This window comes from Fastidiosipila sp. (assembly GCA_012511175.1).
Lineage (GTDB): Bacteria > Bacillota > Clostridia > Saccharofermentanales > DTU023 > UBA4923.
The window spans coordinates 1-18613 of sequence record JAAZGO010000002.1; the positions used below are offsets into that span (position 1 = coordinate 1).

The window sequence follows — 18613 nt, forward strand, 5'->3', positions numbered from 1 at the left end:
TGCGACAGTATAAGGTTTTAGGGGAGGAAGATGGCAACTATTGCCAGATTAAACGAGACAGTCGCTTTGCCAGATTAAGCTGGACGTTTTTTTTGTCTCACTGTCCAGCTTACATTGTCATTTATCTGCCTGTTTTGTGCCCGTTTTGCCTTGTTGACAATCATTTGGTCCATCTGATAGACTTACACAGCCGCTTGAGACAGCGATTTGGCGCAGTAGTTCAGTTGGTTAGAATGCCAGCCTGTCACGCTGGAGGTCGAGGGTTCGAGCCCCTTCTGCGTCGCCACAATTGCCGGCCTTATGCCGGCAATTGTCTAAGCCCAGATAGCTCAGTCGGTAGAGCAACGGACTGAAAATCCGTGTGTCGACGGTTCGATTCCGCCTCTGGGCACCAGAAATTTATTTGACTCCAGCTGGGATTTAGCCGCTGGAGTTTTTTTAACCGGATCTGTGAAAGATGAATGGCTTTTTTCTGTCGTATTGCAGCCCGGTATAACAAAAACCAGAGACTGCTCCAACTTACCTTAAGTTGATTTGTCCAGCGGCTGGCGGGTGAACTTGACAAAAGATCCTCTTTAATGGTGTACTAGACGGGTATTCAGTACAATTGCTTTGCTTCACATGTTATGCGAATCATTGACTTTGGATGATCAGCGGCATGCGTTTTTTTGTTTTTCGTAATGGGTACAAAATAAAATTTCAGGGGGTACCCAAATGAACAGCGGTACAGTGAAATGGTTTAACCAGGACAAGGGGTTCGGCTTCATCGCCAACGACGACGGCGGAGATGATCTGTTTGTGCATTTCTCCTCCATCATTTCTGAAGGCTACAAGACACTTTCCGAAGGTCAGAAGGTCACTTTTGACATTGAAAGAGATCCCAAGAACAATAAGCTGAGAGCGGCCAACGTCCGCTTAGCTTAAGGCAATTTTCGAAGGCCGGGCGCCGCCTGGTCAAGTCCGGAATCTTGACGTCAATTCAAGTGCCGGTACTTTCGTATACCAAGTTGACGCGTGTGCTCGGGACCGGTCCGTGAAGAGGCCGGTCCCGAACTTTTTTGAAGCAGATACCCCCCGTCAAGAGAATCCTTGCTATGGGCTCGGCATCCTGTGAGAAGGCAGGGGAACGTTCTCCTGCCGGTCCTCCATTTTCGCGAACGCAATTCTTCCTGTCTATCCTATATGTCGTCATGATGACTGCCCTTGTGTCTATGTCTGGTGGACAGATGTATGAGTATCAAAATATCGATTGGGTGAAAGGCTTGGCAGCACGGCCTTATGAGTGACCGCCCATAATATTCGTTTCAAAACAAAAAGGCAAAATCTTGTCAAAATGAGCACTTACAGGGCCTCTGCGGGATGAAAATCGTACAATCGTTGTCGCGTAAGTTATACACATAGTTATCAACATTATCAACAAAAATGTTGGTAAGTAATCGACAGACTTCCGGATAAATTATCGCCAAAATGCGCAAAACAAATGGCGAAAAGGAGATATAATTAGATCTTTTTTTGGGTGCGGCAAAAGAGGATACTTGGAATTCCATTCAGCTAACCGTCAAGAATTGCGTTGTCACCGCCGACCGCCTGCGCTAAAATGGGGAAAGGAAAAGGGAGGGGGTGAATATGAAAATCGCAGTCGCCAGCGATCAGGCAGGTTACGAACTGAAGGAGGCCGTCAGGCAACATCTTCTGGAACAGGGCCATGAGGTTCATGACGTGGGAACCTACTCCAGGGATTCGGTCAGTTATGCTGAATTCAGCCAGAAAGCGGCGGACAAAATCGTGGAAGGAACGTGTGAGCGGGGGATTGTCATCTGCGGAACGGGAATCGGCGTGTCCATGGTTGCCAACAAGAATCCCGGTGTGCGCTGCGCGCTTTGCACCAATGCCTACATGGCGGAGATGGCCAGGCGCCACAACGATGCCAACGTGCTGGCTTTGGGAGGCCGCGTGCTCGCGGTGCCTTACGCATTGACCCTGGTGGATATTTTCATGAAAGAGTCATTTGACGGCGGCCGCCATCAAATTCGGATCGATCAGATCACTGAACATGAAAGGAGCATCTTTCGTGACTAAAGAAAACAATTATGAGGGGGTGTTCATTTTTGACCACCCGCTGATCCAGCACAAGCTTGCCTTGATGCGCGACAAGGACACGAAATCGAAAGAGTTCCGTGAACTGGTCAGCGAAGTATCCATGTTGATGGCCTATGAGGTAACCCGTGATCTGCCCTTGCGGCCGATCGATGTCGAAACCCCCATTGGGACTGCGCACTGCCATATCATTGACGGAAAAAAACTTGCCCTGATCCCTATTCTAAGGGCAGGTTTGGGTATGGTCGACGGCATGATCAACCTGATTCCCATGGCCAAGATCGGTCACATCGGACTTTACCGCGACCCGGACACCCTCGAGCCGGTTGAGTATTATTGCAAGCTTCCCGATGACATCGAGAACCGGGATGTGATTTTGCTGGATCCCATGCTGGCTACGGGCGGTTCCGCGGCGGCTTCAGTCGGCTTCCTTAAGGCGCGCAATATCGAACACATCAAGTTTGTCTGCCTGATTGCAGCCCCTGAGGGTATTGAGAAGTTACATGGCGAACATCCGGATATTCCCATTTTTTGTGCCGGCTTGGATGACTGCCTCAACGAGCACGCCTACATCGTTCCAGGCCTGGGCGATGCCGGCGACAGGTTGTTCGGAACAAAATAAGCCGCTATTGCCTGTAAAGGAATCCGCAGGGCACTTCCCTCTGCCCAGAGGGAAGCGCCCTTTTATTCACAACGGAAGTAAAAAAAGTGTCCCGCAAAAGCAATCCTGCACTTGTCAGGGAGCAGGTATTGACGGTGACCATTCAAGCGGACCCCGTCCAGGCTTGTCCCGTTTTTTGACCCAAGGTCCTCAATAAAAAAGCTGCCGTCCTTGAGCAGAATGCGGGCGTGGATCCGGCTGATGGCGGACGAATCAATGCAAAGGTCGGCGTCCCCCAGATCCCTGCCAATAAAAAACTCTTCGGTGAGAATGTAGGCACGATGCCCGTATTCTTCCTCGGGTGTTCCCGGCAAGCCTTCTGACAACTGGGCGATTTTGTAGCCCGCGGGCGCAAGGTCGAGCTCATGGGTTATTTCGTGAATCGGACTTTCGCCCGCACCAAGCAGGACCCGGCAGGCCGCCTGAATCATGGAAGAGATTTTTCCGGTTTTCTGTGAAACTGCCGGCCGCCTTCCAGACGGCCGGCAGGGAGGGCCGGCAAGTGCCCGTGCCTCCTCCAGCAAGTCGCCATAGGCCTGTTTGGCAAAAAGGGCGCTGAAGCGGTCCGCCGTGAGGGGATCCCATTGAAAAACGCGGGCCATGAAATCCATGAGCGGCTCACCCTGATCTTTCAAGCCCGCATGATCGATTGAGAAGGGCAGGCAAATCAGTTTCACCCCGGGCTCTTTATCCGGGCAGCCGGGTTCCGTGAAAATAAGATCCGGCCGCAGCAGATCCTGCTCGACCAGCAGAAGGTGGTCAAGTGCCTCATCGACCGCGGTCATAATCCTTTCGAACAAGCGGTAACCGGTGGCCTTATCCCCTTTTATAGATTGGACCGCCCGGCACAGGGGCTGGAGATTCCCCACCTCTGCAAAGAGAACCACTCCGCCACCGGCGCTCAGCTGCCAGGAAAGGGGCAGGGCGCTTGCAGGGCGATGGCGGAGCAGTCCGGTCTCAAGGCAGGGATCCGCATCACTGCCTGCGGAAGCCAGGCGGGCTGACAAGCGGATAAAACCGGGAAAACCTGTAGAGTCCACCATGCCAGCCACTCACCCTACAATCCTTCAATGACTGAAGAGGTGAAGACTTTATCGATCAGTTTGTTGGCAAAGGCAATGATGTTTTCGCGGAACAAGAGAGCAATGGTGATCAGAACGGCGATAATGATGATCACTTCAAGCGTTCCGAAGCCGTCCCATGACAGCCTTTCCGGCTTTTTTCCTTTTTTCACGGCCGCCTCCTTTCAATAGGGCATGTCAATGTGTCTCCCATTATGGCCCCGCGCACTTCCCGCCCTGTTTCGCCGTCATGTCTTTAAGGGGCCAGGGGCGCGGAATTGACAGAATCGCCAGCTTCATAAAAAGGAGCGCATGCTGACCAGAGCCGGCAGGATGACGGTCACCATGACCACGATCAGGTCGATTGCCATGGGAATGACATAGAGCAGGGAGCGTTGCTCAGCTCTTCCTCTCAGGGCATCGCGGTAGAGCTGACGGCTCCGGTCAGATTGCATGCGGATTAGTTCCAGGATTTCCCCACCTCCTTCACGCTCATAGCGGGCCATCAAGCGGAGGGCTGCCTGCACCTCAGGCAGGGGGCAGCGTTCGGCCAGCTGGTCGGCAGCCATCACACTGTCGTAGCCTGTTTCAAGCAGCAGGGCCGCCTGGGCCAAACTTAAGGCAACCGGATTGTCGGGATGGGCGCCGGCAATGTTGACATGGGCCACCATGCGCAGGGAACGGTCAAGAGTCAGACCGCTTTCCATCAGGATATGAAGCGAGTTGACCACGGAAGGATAGAAAAACCGGAACTGCTCTTTTTGCCTGGCCGCCTGTCCAACGGTGATCAGGTCCCGAAGCGTTGAAAAAGCGAAAGGTGTCAGCAGGATCAGAAACCATGAAATCCGCCCCGACAGGGCAAAGAGGGCAGCAAGAAAAAGGCCTGATGCCAGATCGAGACGTTTTCTGGCCAAATAGGAAGGCCAGGCATATTCAGGATGACCGGACAGAAGGAGGACGGCTGAAGCGACCGACATGCCAATCTGGCCGGGCAGCCAGTCCAGGTAAAGGCGCGACAGCCATTTGGCTGCGGCTGGCTTTCGGGAGGCGGGCAGTTTTCCGCTGCCAGCCTTATTTTGCCGCTTCTTCTTGATTTTCGTTTTTTCAGGTGCTAAGAGCAAGAGCAAAATAAAGAGGGCGAACATCGCCACCAGATAAAGGAGTTTGAGCGGCAGCATCAGGGCAGGCGACTCGTGAATGGGCTGGCTGTAGGTTGAGGTATTGCTCAGGACAAAGCGAGCCATGAAGAAGGGGATTACAGCCAGGATCAGCGCTTCGCTGGAGTGACCGCGCCGTTCGTTGGAAACCTCGCTTTGTGCGTTGATCTGAGCAGCGAGATCCTGATGACTCTGACGGATAAAGATGTCAACCCTGCCGCCTGTCTGGGCCAGCATGATCAGCATGGTAAAGTCCCGCTTGCAAACCGGCAGCCCAACTTGCCCTGTGAAGACAGACAGGGCTTCGTTCAGGGACATCTGTGCCTCCAGGTTTTTTCTCATCCGGAAGAGTGACCGGACGATCAAGTTGTTGCGGCCAAGCTGGCCGGACAAGGGCCGGGCGGATTCGGAAAAAGCTGCTTCCAGGGGAATGCCGGCTGAAAGCCTGGTTGAAAGATAGCCCAAAAGATGGAGGTATTGGGTCAACAGCATCCGCTCCTCGCGCCTGTGGAAGAGACGGGCCAGACCGATTCCCAGCAGAAGTGCCCCCGCGGCAGTGACAAACCAGCAGGAAGGGGTGTCTCCGAGAAAGGCGATCAGGGCCAGCCGGGCGGGGATAACTGACAGGAGGACCCAGCGGATGGTTGACAGCCACCGGTGACGGGAAAGCTGTCTTTCTTTTCTTCTCCGGGACTTTGGAATACGACCGAAGACCCCCTCTTTTCCTTTGTTCATTTTCTGCATGCCTGCTCCTTTCGGCCGCGCAGGCGGCCAAGATGAACCGTACGGCAAAGTCTTTCCCCGGCAGGCGGCATTCCCCTATCTTCCGTATGATCGCGCGGAGGAAGGATTTTGCAGGAGGTTCCGGATTTGTTGGCACTTGTGTGAGGTGACCGGTAATGGACAGAAAGCTGAAAGGTTTCATCTTGAAAACCGGTGACCGAACTGATTTCGGCGACCAGCCGCCTGCCGTCGGGCATCCTGACCAGGTGGACCATGAGGTCGATGGATGATGCGACCATCCTTCTGCATGCCTCCCAGGGAAGCTGCGAGGCGGTCATGAGAAGAAGTGCCAGGCGGTTGAGCATCTCAGCCGTACTGTTTCCATGGCCGGTTGACATGGAGCCGGGATGGCCCGTCTGCATGGCCTGGATCATGTCGTAAGCCTCGATGCCTCTGACCTCGCCGACGATCACGCGGTCGGGCCGGAGGCGAAGCGAGGAATTGATGAGGGTGGACAGGGAAATGGTGCCGCTGCCATCGATCGAAGCCGTGCGCGCCTCAAGGCGGACCAGGTTATGTTTTCCAGTCAATTCGAGCTCGGCGGCATCTTCCACCGTGACGATGCGTTCATGCTGGGGAATGAAGGCGGCAAGTGCGTTCAAAAAGGTGGTCTTGCCCGAAGCTGTACCGCCGCTGATGAAAATATTTTTACGTTCCCGCACGGCGTCCGCCAGGAAAGCAGCCTCGCCTTGGGGGATGGTCTGATTATTGATCAATGCCTCCATGGAGGGATGAATGCCCGTAAAGCGTCTGATCGACAGAACCGGACCGTTTGGCGCGGCAGGAGGCAGGATGGCGTGAACACGGGAACCGTCCGCAAGCCGCATATCGGCAATGGGTGAGCGCTCGTGTACCAGCTTGTTGGCCCGCCCGAAAAACCGGCTGATCACATGGGTCATATGGGCAGCTGAATCAAAGGACAGATCGGTCATCTCCAGCTTCCCGGCCCGCTCGATGTAGATCTGGCCGGGGTTGTTGACCATGATCTCTGTAATATCCGCTTCCTCCAGAAGCGGCTGCAAAATATCGAGGCCCCGCATGGCATCAAAAAGATGGCGGATCAGGCGTGTTTTCTCCGCAACGGTCAAAGAAGAGCCCTGCGTCCGCTCCGATACCTCAGCGGCAATCATGCGCCTCAATTCATCGTCCGAGGGCTCGCTTCCCGGTTCAAGGTGAGAAGCGATGCGCTGGATCCAGAGTTGCTTTTCCTTGTAGCCCGGAAGCAAGGTCAAGACTCCCCGGGATCCGCCGTCGCTGTCGGGTCAGCCGGATGTTCGAGAATGGCGCAGCTTTTCGGGAGAGCTGCCAGAAAGATGCCCAGTTCACGCCGGGCCATCTGGGCAGCAGAGGAATCGCCCTGGGGAATGTCGACATAGAGCTGGTCGCAAAGGATAGCCAGTGATTTCAGCTTGTCAAGGGGCAGGCCCGCGGTATCGAGCCAGACCACTGTCGGCTCTGTTGAGGTGCGGGCATAGGCGCCGCAAAGGTTGACCAGCTGTTTCAGGTGCCGGGTCTCGCAGGCGATCATGTCATCTGCCCGGTCGGGGAGCCTGAAAGCAAAATAACCATTCTCATGTAAATAGAGCCAGGAACCAAGGTCACCGGCCTCCGGCAGGTCTCCCGAGGCGATCAGGCAAAGCAGGTCGCCCAGGGTTTGCCGGGGTCCCCGCCGAAAGGTGTCGGTGACCAGATAGAGCGGTTTGACCGGCAGGTAGATCAGCCTGCGTCCGGCGGCCATTTCCTTCTTGATGACATGCCGCGTGATGGCCTCGCTTCTTTCCTGGGAGAATGACAAGTGGCAGCCAAGCCACCGGCGGCCGGGTTCCGCCCCGGATGCGGCCGGATCAATTTGATCCGCCAGATGGTGCCTTATCGCCTGGTCAATCCGGCGGGCTCCCCCAAAACGGGGCACCCGCTCCATGAGCCCGTCATCATCCTGAGCGGACTCCTGCCCCCAATGGAGCACGACAGGGCCCCCGCTGACGGAAGTATAGGTGTTTTTGAGCGAGGAGGGAACGATCAGAAGTGAGGCAGGCGCGTCCAAAGTGAAGTCGCGGGAGGCCGCCGGTTTGACGACAACCCGGTAGGAGCCCGCTGCCAGCGCGCGGAGGCGGTCCGCCATCCGGTCGGCTGCCTGGCTGTATGTGTCTATCAAAACGACCGTCGGTTTGATCCGCACCACCTCCGCCCTGCCTTGTCCCAGCCATAACCTGTGGGGTTATCTTAAAAAAGAGCCCTAGATTTTCCGAGCAAAGAGAATGACAGAAAAGGCCTTCTCTTGCTTTTTTCGTCAAAGATCAGCCTGGCTGATGTGCTATAGTAAGCAAAATTGAATATCAACTTATCGCGAGAGGTGGAGGGACTGGCCCTGTGAAGCCCGGCAACCGCGGTGATGCGGCGGTGCTAATTCCTGCAGATCGCAAGATCTGAAAGATGAGGTTTGTGACAGCCTCCTCCCGGAGGCTTTTTGTCGCCACAACCCTCTTCTCCCGCTTAGGAACCAGGAGGTAAAAATGTTTAATTCAACGAATGACTCATGGCTGTTCACTTCTGAATCGGTGACCGAGGGTCACCCGGATAAGGTTTGCGACCAGATTGCCGACGCGGTGCTCGATACCCTGATCGGTCATGACCCCTGCGCCCGTGTCGCCTGTGAAACCGTTGTGACGACGGGCCTTGTGCTGGTTCTTGGGGAGATCACCACCAGTGCCTATGCCGATATCCCCCTGATTGCACGCGAAACACTGCGCCGGATTGGCTATGCAGACAATCAGACTGGATTTGATGCCTCCTCCTGCGCAGTCTTAACTTCAATTGATGAACAGTCGGCGGATATTGCCATGGGAGTCAACTGTTCACTTGAGGCCCGCGAAAATGGCGACCACGATACGGGGGCAGGGGATCAGGGCATGATGTTCGGCTTCGCCAACAGTGATACGCCGGAATACATGCCGCTGCCCATCACCCTGGCTCACCGGCTGACCAAAAGACTGGCCGAGGCGCGCAAAAGCGGGCATGCCCCCTCCCTTTACCCGGACGGCAAATCACAGGTAACCATCCATTATGAGGGCGAGCGGCCCGTGCACATCGATACGGTAGTCATCTCATCCCAACACCGCGATGATGTTCCGTCCGAGCAGGTACGCGAGGAAATTGAGGATGCTGTCATCTACCCTGTTCTGGCAGGTGATTTATTTGACAGTAAAACCAGGATCCTGATCAATCCGACAGGCCGTTTCGTGATTGGAGGACCCCAGGGCGATACGGGCCTGACCGGCAGGAAAATCATTTGTGATACCTATGGCGGCTTTGGCCACCATGGCGGCGGAGCCTTTTCGGGCAAGGATCCGACCAAGGTTGACCGGACGGGCTCCTATGCCGCCCGTTACATCGCGAAGAATCTGGTCGCTGCCGGATTTTGCAGTCAGTGTGAGGTTCAGATTGCTTACGTGATCGGTGTCGCCCAGCCGGTTTCAGTCACGGTGACCACTTTCGGCACAGGCAGGGGACATTCCGACCAGGAGTTGAGCGCTCTGGTCAGGCGGTCTTTTGATCTGCGGCCCGATGCCCTGATCGAGCGCTTTGATATGCTCCGCCCCATCTATGCGCAGGTCAGCAATTACGGTCATTTTGGCAGGCCGGACCTGGATCTGCCCTGGGAGCGCCTTGACGCCCTTGAACAACTCCTGTCAAACTGAGGAAAGCAATCATTCTTATGGAGTCCCGGCAAAGGCATGGCTGATCACAGACAAGGTGAAATCCGGAAAGATAAGGCTTCCGGCATGGAAGAATCTGTCTCTTTTTCAGGCACCGTCCTGCGGGTCGTTTTTCGTGATGAAGACAGCGGCTATACCATTTTGGAGCTGGGCGGCGAAGAAGATGAGCTGGCCCTTGTCGGCATCATGCCTCATCTGTCGGCGGGTGACAGGATTTCAGGAGAGGGAAGTACAAGCGACCATCCCGTTTACGGCCCGCAGATCAATGTCCGGACTATTTCGAGATCGGTTCCGCAAGGGCAGGCAAGAATTGAGAAGTATCTCTCGGCAGGCGCTGTCAAAGGTGTGGGGCCGGCTACTGCGAAAAAACTGGTCCAGGCTTTCGGGGATAAGACGCTTGAAGTCATGCGGCTTGAACCTGAGCGGGTGGCTGGAATCCGGGGTATCGGGCTGAAAAGGGCCCGGGACTTCCAAAGCCAGCTGGAGGAGGACCGTCAGTACCAGGACTTGCTCCTGCTCCTTCTGCCCCATGGGATCGGGCCCTCACGTATCCTGCGGATTCACCGGATTCTGGGCGCCGGTGCGGAGCGGCTGATCCGCGCCAACCCTTATGAGCTTGCCAGCCGGGTTCCAGGCATTGGATTTTTAACAGCGGATGCCATCGCCTCGGCTGTTGGAATAGCCGGTGATCACCCGGCAAGGCTTAGGGGAGCGATTCTCTTTGCACTCCACCGCTCTCTTTTCAAGGGCGGCCACACGGTCGAATCGGCCCAAGCAGTCGCGGCTTCGCTCGCCCTTCGGCTGGAAGTCGGTGAGCCGGGGTTGATGCAGGCCATGGACCAATTAATTGAGGAGGGCCTGCTTGCCCGCTTGTCAGAGATGATGGAAAGAGGAAAGCTGCCGGCCAAGACCCCTTCCGGTCAAAACGGCAAGTGGGCCCGGGCTGCAAAAAAATTGGCCAAAGACCGTCTGCCGGCAGAGGGAGGCAAAAGCGGCAAGCCTGACCTGCCGGTTTCACCTGATTTGATCGCGCTTCGCGATGTCGCCCGGATCGAGAGGGCGATCGCGGAGCGCACCCTTCAATTGTCTGCCAGCAAGCTCTCCTCCAGGCAGTCCGTCAGCTGGCAGGAGGCGGCGGGCCTGGTCGAAGCTCTTGTGGAAAAAGAAGGATTCAAGCCCGGCGAAGAGCAGCAAGAAGCGCTGCTGATGGCGCTGACCCAGCCACTTTCGATCGTGACGGGCGGGCCGGGTACCGGGAAAACAGCCATGGTGCGCCTGCTGACGCTGATTCTCAAGGAACGGGGAGAAAAAATCCTTCTGGCGGCACCGACAGGCCGTGCGGCCAGGAGGCTGTCGGAAGTTTGTAAAATGCCCGCCAAGACACTTCACCGGCTGCTGGCGCTCCGGGCCCAGGACGACGAGCTGCCCGACGCATCCTTCTGGCTGACGGCGGAACCCCTTGACTGCGATACCCTGATTGTTGATGAATGCTCCATGATTGACCTCTTCCTCTTCGCCAATCTCCTGTCGGCAGTCAAACCGGGCACTCGCCTGCTGCTGATTGGCGATGCGGATCAGCTGCCTTCAATCGGCCCCGGCCAGGTTTTGCGTGACCTGCTCCAGACTCAGGCGGCAGCGCATAAGCAGCTGACCGAGATTTACCGTCAGGAGGCACACAAGCTGATTGTCAGCAATGCCCACCGGATCCTGAAAGGAGACCCGCTTGAGTTCGATCAAACGCTGGAATCCGACTTCATCTTCATTGATTGTGACGATGAGGAGGCCATGCATGAGGGGGTCATGAAGCTGTGCCGCCAGGTCCTGCCCGGCTACTACGGGGTCACCGGTCTGAATGGCGTCCAGGTTCTTTCAGCCATCCGGCGCGGTCCTGCGGGTGTAAGCCGGCTCAATCGCAGCTTGCAGGAGCTGGCCCACACAGGCTCATTTCAAGTCCTGGAAGCCGGAGGCCATCCATTCGCCAGGGGCGACAAGGTCATGCAGACCCGCAATAACTACGATCTGAGCTGGGAAACCGTCGTGGGAGGCAGGCAGGGCAAGGGGGTCATGAACGGCGAAACTGGCACGGTCCAGTCCATCAATCCTGCCGGGCCAAGCCTTACGGTTCTCTTCGAAGAGGAACGCCTTGCCCTGATCAAAGGTGAAGATCTGAATGATCTGGACCTGGCCTATGCCATCACCATACATAAATCGCAGGGGTCGGAGTACCCGGTGGAAATTCTGGTTATTCCTTCCGGCGCGCCCTCCTTTTTGACAAGAAATCTGCTCTATACAGGAATCACCCGGGCCAAAGAAAGGCTATTCCTCCTGACAAGGCGCCGTACCCTGGCCATGATGCTGAAAAACAACGAGGCCAACGAGAGGCGAGGCAGCCTGGTTTGGCAGCTTTCCCTCCGGCAGTGAACAGGCATTCCCGTTTTCGAAGAATTCTGTCTCTTGCCCAAAAGACCTTTGAGAAGCTTTATTACATTCCCTGCTGCGCCATCTGTGATGAAGCGGTTCATCCTCCGCTTCCCTCGCCCTTTATCTGCAGAGACTGCCTTGCCGGGCTTCCTTTCCGCCTGGGCAGGGAAGAAATTGAATGGCAGGGCGGCTTTCCCCTGTACGCCACTTTCTTTTACAGGGATGACCTGCCCAAACTCCTCGTTTCCATGAAATTTTCAGGCCGGACGGACCGGGCCCGTGCCTTGGCTCCTCTTATGGCGCACACGGTCCGCCGCCATCATTTAGGGGCTGACGCCATCATCCCGGTCCCCCTTCACCGGCGCAGGAAGGCGGAACGCGGCTATAACCAGGTTTCGGTTCTCGCGGAGTGCCTCTCAGAGGCCATCGATGTTCCCGCAGTTGAAGGGCTCCTGATCCGCCATCATTACACGGAGCGGCAAAGCGAGGCCCATTCAGTCAAGGAGCGGCAGCTGCATCTTCAAAATGCTTTCAGTATGGACCCTGCCTGTCCGCTTTCCTCCTCGCTTCAAGGGCGCCCCGTTATCCTCCTCGATGATGTGCTGACGACAGGCGCGACCATGATGGAAGCTGCGCGGCCGCTTATGAAAGCCGGGATACGGGTGACCGGGTTGGTGGCGGCCACAGGGAAAGACCGCTATCAGGGTTACGGTGAGGCGGCCGATCAATGGTAAGATATCCAAAACATGAAAGAGGTAATCTCCATGAACGGGTTGATTGTGGCTGGCCTGATTATTCCGGGGATCATGACCGGGATCGGGGCCATTCCCGCCCTTTTTGCCAGGGATGTGCCGCGCAAATGGCTTGACATCATGCTGGGTTTTGCCGCCGGCGTCATGCTGTCAGCGACCTGCTTTTCGCTCATTTTGCCCAGCATCGAGCATGGCGGCGGGACGCTCACAGCCGTCCTGGTGACTGCTGCCGGCATCGTGGCCGGCGCGGCCATGATTGACCTGATTGATCATTACGCGCCGCACGAGCACCTGATCTCGAAGCATCACGAAGGGGTCGTCACGGATTCCTTGAAGAAGATCTGGCTCTTTGTAATCGCCATTACCATCCACAACGTTCCCGAGGGCCTGGCTGTCGGCGTCGCCTTCGGATCCAATAATCCCGCTGGCGGAATTCCGATTGCCATCGGAATTGGACTTCAAAATCTTCCGGAAGGCCTGGCGGTGGCCTTTGCCTTGATGCGTGAAAAATACAGCGCAAAAATTGCTTTCTGGATTGCCCTGATTACGGGGATCATTGAACCGGTCATGGCCTTTTTGGGTTTTGGCCTGGTCCGCCTCTTCAAGCCGGCTCTCTCCTTTATCCTGGCGCTTGCGGCCGGTGCGATGCTTTTCGTAATCGTCGACGAAGTCATCCCCGAAACCCACAGCAGCGGAAATGAGCGGGCCGCCAGCTATGCCATGCTGATTGGTTTTGTCATCATGATGGTGCTGGATATCGCGCTCGGCTAATCAAAATAGGCATGTGACAGCTGACCGAAACGGTGATGGCTGAAGAGGACCAGGCGGTCCATGGTGAAGGGCGGTATACCCAGGATCTGGTAGATGTCAAGCGAGCCCGGGGCCATGGTCTGCCGGAGGGTGCCGGCAAAATCGAGCTGGGATCTGATTTCTGTTAAAAAACTCAGCATCAAAAGGGGATCGTGGACAAAGATGACCAAGGCCAGCAGGCAGGCGAAAGTATCCTTCTGGCCGATTCCCTGCCTGTATTCTGAAGGTGACAGAAGACCCTGCGGGAGCAGGGAAAGAAACGCTTCCTCTGGGATCAGGCTGGTCATCTCGCTGGAGAAAACACGCTCGCCGTGGGCGATGGTGTTACGGTATTCGCGCAATAGTTCAAGCGCAGCGTTGAAGAATTCATTTGAACGTTCCGGCGAATGGCCCGGAGGGATTGAAGCCGATTCGCCCCACATCATTTTTGAACAGATTTCCTCCCTGTCCGCTTCCCTCAGAATGTGATACCACTGGATGGCCAGACCGAACTCGATGTCGTGGACAAACATCCAGGGAGGCAATTGCTTCTTGCTGGTGAGAAACTTGTGAGAATAGGAGTTGCTCCGGGTGTCGGAAAGCAGAAATTTCAACTTGCTCCTCAAGGTCCGCAGGATTCCCTCGGTTGCCGGGTTGGAAACATCGTAATGTCCCTGGTAAAAAAAATTATTGCGGGGATTATCGATATCTTCACCGCTTTCGGTACCGAACTCGCGTGAAATCAGATAGGCAAGTTTTGTTTTAAAGGAAGCTTCGACGTAGAGAATCCCCTTGAGGAGGACCTGGTAGAAGTTGATGTTGAGCATGTGGGCAAGCTGAAGATCAAGCAGGGAAGGATTTCCTTCAAAATCCCGCTTGTCAAGACCGCCGTAGAGATGTTTGTTGAGATTGACCAGGGAATAATAGGAGAAGGTACTAAGGGCTTCGACTGCTTCTTTTTCATCAGTCACTTCGATGCCGCGGCTTCGCATGAATTCAATCTGTTCGGCGTAGGTGCGAAAAGTTTTATGTTTCAGCATGATTGACCCTCCCTTTTTGCGCTTTCATTATCTCACGCCCCCGCTGGTTTGCGGCCGCGGTCCTTGACAGCTTTGTAGGGCTGGGCAGCTGGTGCCGGTTCCGGATCGCCCTTCCCGTCCATCCACCAGCGACCGGTCAGGGGGGAGTAGTAGAGGGGTAAGTCTTTGCCGCAGATCCGGCACAGCCAGCACTCGCCGGAACCTGCCGATCGGGCGGCCCGGCGGCCCAGGTAAAGGGAGCGGGTGATCTCGTAGCGCGAGCCGTCCTCCCAGGTAATTTCGAGCGGATGCCGGGCGCCGGAGGCGCTCATCTCAAGAATAACGGAAACGAAGACGGGCCGGCTCATGGTCCGAAGAATCCAATGGGATGGATAACATTTTCGTTTTTTATGTCGTGTTCAGTAAGCGAGCGGTCGGCAAGTGAGATCCCGCGCCGGACGGCCAGGCCGCCGTAGCGGCCGCGAAGCAGATCGATGGTATTTTCAAGCTGCCACACGGCTTTCCGCCTTCTTTCTTCGGGCAGGAAGGATTCCTGGTTCAGTTTCGAAAGAGGGATGAGATTGCAGGCGCGTACGCCAAGACTTCGGATCCATTGCCCCGGCTTGAAATGGGCCATGATGAGCTTGAAGGCCGCCGGTGCGATCTCGGAACAGAGTTGGCTGGCAAGCGGGAGGGGGGCCTGCCGTTCAAAATTGCAAAGCTGATAGTCGCGCAGGCTGACCTGGACTGTCCGGGCTGCCATGCCGGCGTCGCGCAGCCGGCTGGCAACCGATTCAGCCAGCATGTAGGTGACCGCCTTGATGTCCTTCTCCGTGTAGAGGTCGTGCCGCGTCGTGATGGAATTGCCGACCGATTTGATGGGGATCTCCCGCCCCGATGAAGCGACGGGTGTCTCATCAAGGCCGGCGGCGAAGGTGTAAAGACTCAGGCCGACAATACCGAAGCTGGTGCGGAGGAAGTCCGGCCCTGCCGCAACGAGCTGACCGATGGTCCGGATGCCGACACGCCGGAGTTTGCGGTAAGTTGCCCGGCCGACGTAAAGCAGATCCTCGACGGGCCGGGAATAGACAATGCTGCGGTAGTTATGGCGTGAAATAAGGGTGGTGGCGTCCGGTTTCTTCAGGTCACTCCCAAGCTTGGCGTAGATTTTATTCCAGCTGACCCCGACACTCACGGTCAGGCCCAATTCCTTTTTCATGCGGCTCCGCAATGTTTCGGCGACGGCAAATCCATCATCCCGGGGGCAGTCGCTCAGGTCCATCCAGCACTCGTCGATGCCGAAGGATTCGACACGGTCCGTGTACTGGCGGTAGATCTCGCGGGCCAGCCGGCTGTAGTAGAGGTAGCTCCGGTAATCGGGCGGGACCAGAACCAGCTGCGGACATTTTTGTTTGGCCTGCCAGATGGTCTCTCCCGTCTTGATTCCTGTCTTTTTGGCCAGTTGATTTTTGGCCAGCACGATTCCGTGCCGGTTGACCGGATCGCCGGCAACGGCGCAGGGGACGGTCTTCAAAGAGGGCCGGCCAAGCATCTCCACGCTGGCGTAGAAGGAATTCTGATCGACATGCAGGATGACCCGGTCCTTCATTCCTGCAATCCTCCGCTCAACAAAGAGGCCTCGATGGACCAGCGGTGGGAGGCGGCATCGTAAAAGAGGGTGACGGGCCGGTCTTCGATCAGGCAGGAAAAACGCCAGTCGGAAGACCCGTCTTTTGCCAGGTTGCGCTGCGGCGCCTGGAGACGCCGGCTGATCGTAAACTCCGAACCGTCATCAAAACAAAGCCTGAGCGGGAAAAGATCACCTTCGGGGGTGATCTTCGCCACGACTGTGACATACCTGCGTTCCATGCCAAACCTCAATCGAACAATCGTTCGTATTTAGTTTAACACGTACATATGTTCGACGCAAGCAGCCAGCTTCTTATTTCAGATTGGCCTTAATCTCCCTGCCCTCCTGGTCATATTTTTTCTGTTTGCCGGTGATGGTTTCGATCTCAACTTTCCAGACCCCTGTCCGGCCAATGCTTCTGGCAACCTCCCGGTCAAAATGATCCATGAAGGCCGGCGTATAGCGAAGGCTGATGGCCCGGAGCGCCTCGATCTTTTCTTCCACGTCTGTGACTTCCAGCGCAGTCCCGCTTACGATGGCTGATTCGTATTCAGTGGAGAAATCATCTGTCCGCGGCTTGACGTTGACGGCACAGGCGATCGAAACGCGCGGATTATGGCGCAGCGCCTCAAATTTATCCCCGGCAGGCGCGCCGTGGAAGTAAATGAAACCGCCGATTCTTGCAATGGAGAGCGGAATGCCATAGGGGCGCCCATCCGGCAAGATGGTACTCAATACGGCATAGGGGCACCGGTCAATCACTTCCAGCGCCAGGGTTTTGTTCATCTCCCTGTCTTTTCGTCTCATCCTTAACACCGGCCTTTCTGTTTGCTTTGCAGGAACCCTTTACATTGTACGACAGCAGGCAGAATTCATGTTATAAAGGGAAAAGAAGTCTGCCGGTTTTGCAGATCCGTCAAATGATTGAAAATAAAAACCGCAAAGGAGACCAATATGTGACTGATTATTGAACTGATCGCCTGGATCGGGCGAAAATTGAAGCAGCTGGCGCTTTCCCTTGACAGGAAAGTTCGAAAAAAATGAGATTTTAAAAAGGTTCTTATTCCGAATCTTTCGCCGTGAAGGCATGAGGGAGGCCTTGCGGAACAGGTGGGATATTTGTGAAGGAATCATGGAGTTTTTGTTAAGTTAAAAACTTCAACGCTTGACAAGCGCCATCTGCATATTTATGATTGACCTACGTATCTCAAAATAAGAGAGCGTGATCGTCATGCGTTGATTCGTGTAAGGCGAATCGCCCTCTCTCCTTGCGGAGAGGGTAAAAATCATCCGGGTGACCGGGTGAAAAACAATTGGAGGAAGATTATGACCAAGAAGATTCTCGTGGCTCTGCTTGCCGTGATGCTGATTCTCTCGGTCGTCGCCTGCGATCGTGGTGAGAAACCGCCCGCCGGAGGTGACTACAAGATTGGTGTCTACACAGGAACCGTCTCACAGGGGGAGGAGGAGTACCAGGCAGGTCAGAAAATGAAGGAGCGTTACGGTGATAAGATCATTACCGGAACCTATCCCGACAACTTCTCATCTGAGGTCGAACAAGTCATCCAGGGTGTCCTGCAGCTGGCATCGGATGAGAAAGTGAAAGCCATTGTATTCGTGCAAGCCATCCCGGGCGCGGCGGCGGCCATTGACAAGGTGAGAGAGACCCGTCCCGATATGCTCTTTGTTGCAGGTGTCTGTGCGGAACCCCCGGAAGTGATGGCGGCCAAAGCTGACGTCAACCTGCTGGTCGACGAAATTTCCATGGGGCATACCATTCCCGAGGAAGCGCACCGCATGGGAGCCAAAACCTTTGTTCACATCTCATTCCCGCGTCACCTCGGCTATGAAACCATCGCGACCCGCCGTCAGATCATGATCGAGACATGCAAAGATCTCGGCATCACTTTCATGGATCTCGAAGCTCCTGACCCGACGGGTGACGCCGGTATCTCAGGCGCTCAGCAGTTTATCCGGGAAGACATCCCCAAGAAGATTGCGGAACTCGGTCCTGATACCGCCTTCTTCTCAACCAACTGCGGCCTGCAGGAACCCCTGATTCAGGAAGTGCTCAAGGGTGGAGCCATCTATCCGCAGCAGTGCTGCCCGAGCCCCTATCACGCTTACCCCGCAGCCCTGGGTGTTGACCTGGAAGGCCACGAGGGCGATGTTAAGTTCATGCTCCAGTCCATTCGCGACAAGCTTCTGGAGGCTGGACAAGAGAAGCGCATGTCGACCTGGGGTGTTCCCATCAACATGCTGATGCTGGAAGCTGGTGTCGAGTACGCCATCGAGTTCTGTGAAGGCAAGTTCACTGAACGCCACGATCGTCCTGCGCTCGAGCGGGCCATCAAGAAAGTGGCCGACGAGTACAAGGCGGGCACAATTCAGATTTCCAACTTCAAGACCGAAGATGGCAAGGAGCTCGATAACTTCTACATGCTGCTGGCTCCCTTCGTTGACTTCAGCAAGCCGATTGAGTGAGCACTTCACGGTGAACGCCTAGATGCTGTTTGCCTGATGCATG

General features: G+C 55.7%; 18 protein-coding genes, 2 tRNA genes and 1 riboswitch. Of the genes, 10 read left to right on the forward strand and 10 right to left on the reverse strand.

The genetic code is table 11. The annotated features are described in order from the left end of the window. Nucleotides 1-209 precede the first annotated feature (209 nt). The 5 genes from GX839_00085 (at nt 210) to upp (ending at nt 2719) form a co-directional block, all read left to right on the forward strand. Nucleotides 210-286, forward strand: a tRNA-Asp gene (locus tag GX839_00085). 32 nt (nt 287-318) lie between these two features. Then, nucleotides 319-394 (forward strand) — tRNA-Phe (locus GX839_00090). A 320-nt stretch (nt 395-714) separates the two neighbouring features. Beyond that, nucleotides 715-924 (forward strand): cold-shock protein, encoded by a 210-nt coding sequence (locus GX839_00095; GenBank protein NLB03874.1) that lies wholly within the window; start codon nt 715-717, stop codon nt 922-924. A gap of 702 nt (nt 925-1626) precedes the next feature. Further along, nucleotides 1627-2079, forward strand: a complete 453-nt coding sequence (gene rpiB, locus GX839_00100) for a ribose 5-phosphate isomerase B (protein ID NLB03875.1) — start codon at nt 1627-1629, stop codon at nt 2077-2079. Then, nucleotides 2054-2719, forward strand: a complete 666-nt coding sequence (gene upp / locus GX839_00105; protein ID NLB03876.1) for a uracil phosphoribosyltransferase — start codon at nt 2054-2056, stop codon at nt 2717-2719. Before rpiB ends, upp begins: the two co-directional genes overlap by 26 nt. A gap of 62 nt (nt 2720-2781) precedes the next feature. Here upp and GX839_00110 read toward each other — a convergent pair whose 3' ends face one another. From GX839_00110 to GX839_00130, 5 genes are all read right to left on the reverse strand, one after another. Then, nucleotides 2782-3189: an FHA domain-containing protein gene (locus tag GX839_00110; GenBank protein ID NLB03877.1), complete on the reverse strand. Its 408-nt coding sequence runs from the start codon at nt 3187-3189 to the stop codon at nt 2782-2784. 626 nt (nt 3190-3815) lie between these two features. Continuing rightward, entirely contained in the window at nt 3816-3992 is a 177-nt protein-coding gene (locus GX839_00115; protein NLB03878.1) for a multidrug transporter, read from the reverse strand. 123 nt (nt 3993-4115) lie between these two features. Then, nucleotides 4116-5720, reverse strand: coding sequence for a type II secretion system F family protein (locus GX839_00120; protein ID NLB03879.1), 1605 nt, complete (start codon nt 5718-5720; stop codon nt 4116-4118). Next, on the reverse strand, nt 5708-6985 hold the full coding sequence (locus GX839_00125; GenBank protein NLB03880.1) for a CpaF family protein: 1278 nt from the start codon (nt 6983-6985) through the stop codon (nt 5708-5710). The genes GX839_00120 and GX839_00125 overlap by 13 nt, the downstream gene beginning before the upstream one ends. Before the next feature lie 2 nt (nt 6986-6987). After that, nucleotides 6988-7941, reverse strand: a complete 954-nt coding sequence (locus tag GX839_00130) for a hypothetical protein (protein ID NLB03881.1) — start codon at nt 7939-7941, stop codon at nt 6988-6990. Nucleotides 7942-8097: 156 nt separating this feature from the next. Beyond that, nucleotides 8098-8199: riboswitch (SAM riboswitch) on the forward strand. Between the two features lie 73 nt (nt 8200-8272). Here GX839_00130 and GX839_00135 point away from each other — a divergent pair. The 4 genes from GX839_00135 to GX839_00150 are packed head-to-tail and all read left to right on the forward strand — an operon-like array spanning nt 8273 to nt 13419. Beyond that, on the forward strand, nt 8273-9457 hold the full coding sequence (locus GX839_00135) for a methionine adenosyltransferase (protein NLB03882.1): 1185 nt from the start codon (nt 8273-8275) through the stop codon (nt 9455-9457). 36 nt (nt 9458-9493) lie between these two features. Continuing rightward, complete coding sequence (locus tag GX839_00140; GenBank protein ID NLB03883.1) at nt 9494-11896, forward strand: AAA family ATPase; 2403 nt, start codon at nt 9494-9496, stop codon at nt 11894-11896. Beyond that, complete coding sequence (locus tag GX839_00145; protein ID NLB03884.1) at nt 11893-12630, forward strand: ComF family protein; 738 nt, start codon at nt 11893-11895, stop codon at nt 12628-12630. The genes GX839_00140 and GX839_00145 overlap by 4 nt, the downstream gene beginning before the upstream one ends. A gap of 12 nt (nt 12631-12642) precedes the next feature. Continuing rightward, nucleotides 12643-13419 carry a ZIP family metal transporter gene (locus GX839_00150; protein ID NLB03885.1) on the forward strand — a complete coding sequence of 259 codons (777 nt, stop codon included), beginning with the start codon at nt 12643-12645 and terminating at the stop codon, nt 13417-13419. Here GX839_00150 and GX839_00155 read toward each other — a convergent pair. The 5 genes from GX839_00155 to GX839_00175 form a co-directional block, all read right to left on the reverse strand. Further along, nucleotides 13416-14477 carry an Abi family protein gene (locus tag GX839_00155; protein NLB03886.1) on the reverse strand — a complete coding sequence of 354 codons (1062 nt, stop codon included), beginning with the start codon at nt 14475-14477 and terminating at the stop codon, nt 13416-13418. The two genes, GX839_00150 and GX839_00155, sit on opposite strands and share 4 nt — an antisense overlap. 32 nt (nt 14478-14509) lie before the next feature. Beyond that, nucleotides 14510-14824 (reverse strand): hypothetical protein, encoded by a 315-nt coding sequence (locus tag GX839_00160; GenBank protein ID NLB03887.1) that lies wholly within the window; start codon nt 14822-14824, stop codon nt 14510-14512. Beyond that, nucleotides 14821-16065 (reverse strand): DNA polymerase IV, encoded by a 1245-nt coding sequence (locus GX839_00165; protein ID NLB03888.1) that lies wholly within the window; start codon nt 16063-16065, stop codon nt 14821-14823. The genes GX839_00160 and GX839_00165 overlap by 4 nt, the downstream gene beginning before the upstream one ends. After that, entirely contained in the window at nt 16062-16325 is a 264-nt protein-coding gene (locus tag GX839_00170; GenBank protein ID NLB03889.1) for a hypothetical protein, read from the reverse strand. Before GX839_00170 ends, GX839_00165 begins: the two co-directional genes overlap by 4 nt. A 73-nt stretch (nt 16326-16398) precedes the next feature. Then, nucleotides 16399-16893: a 5-nitroimidazole antibiotic resistance protein gene (locus GX839_00175; GenBank protein NLB03890.1), complete on the reverse strand. Its 495-nt coding sequence runs from the start codon at nt 16891-16893 to the stop codon at nt 16399-16401. Between the two features lie 519 nt (nt 16894-17412). Here GX839_00175 and GX839_00180 point away from each other — a divergent pair. Further along, a complete protein-coding gene (locus GX839_00180) occupies nt 17413-18570 on the forward strand; it encodes a DUF3798 domain-containing protein (GenBank protein NLB03891.1) in 1158 nt (385 codons plus the stop codon). Nucleotides 18571-18613 lie beyond the last annotated feature (43 nt).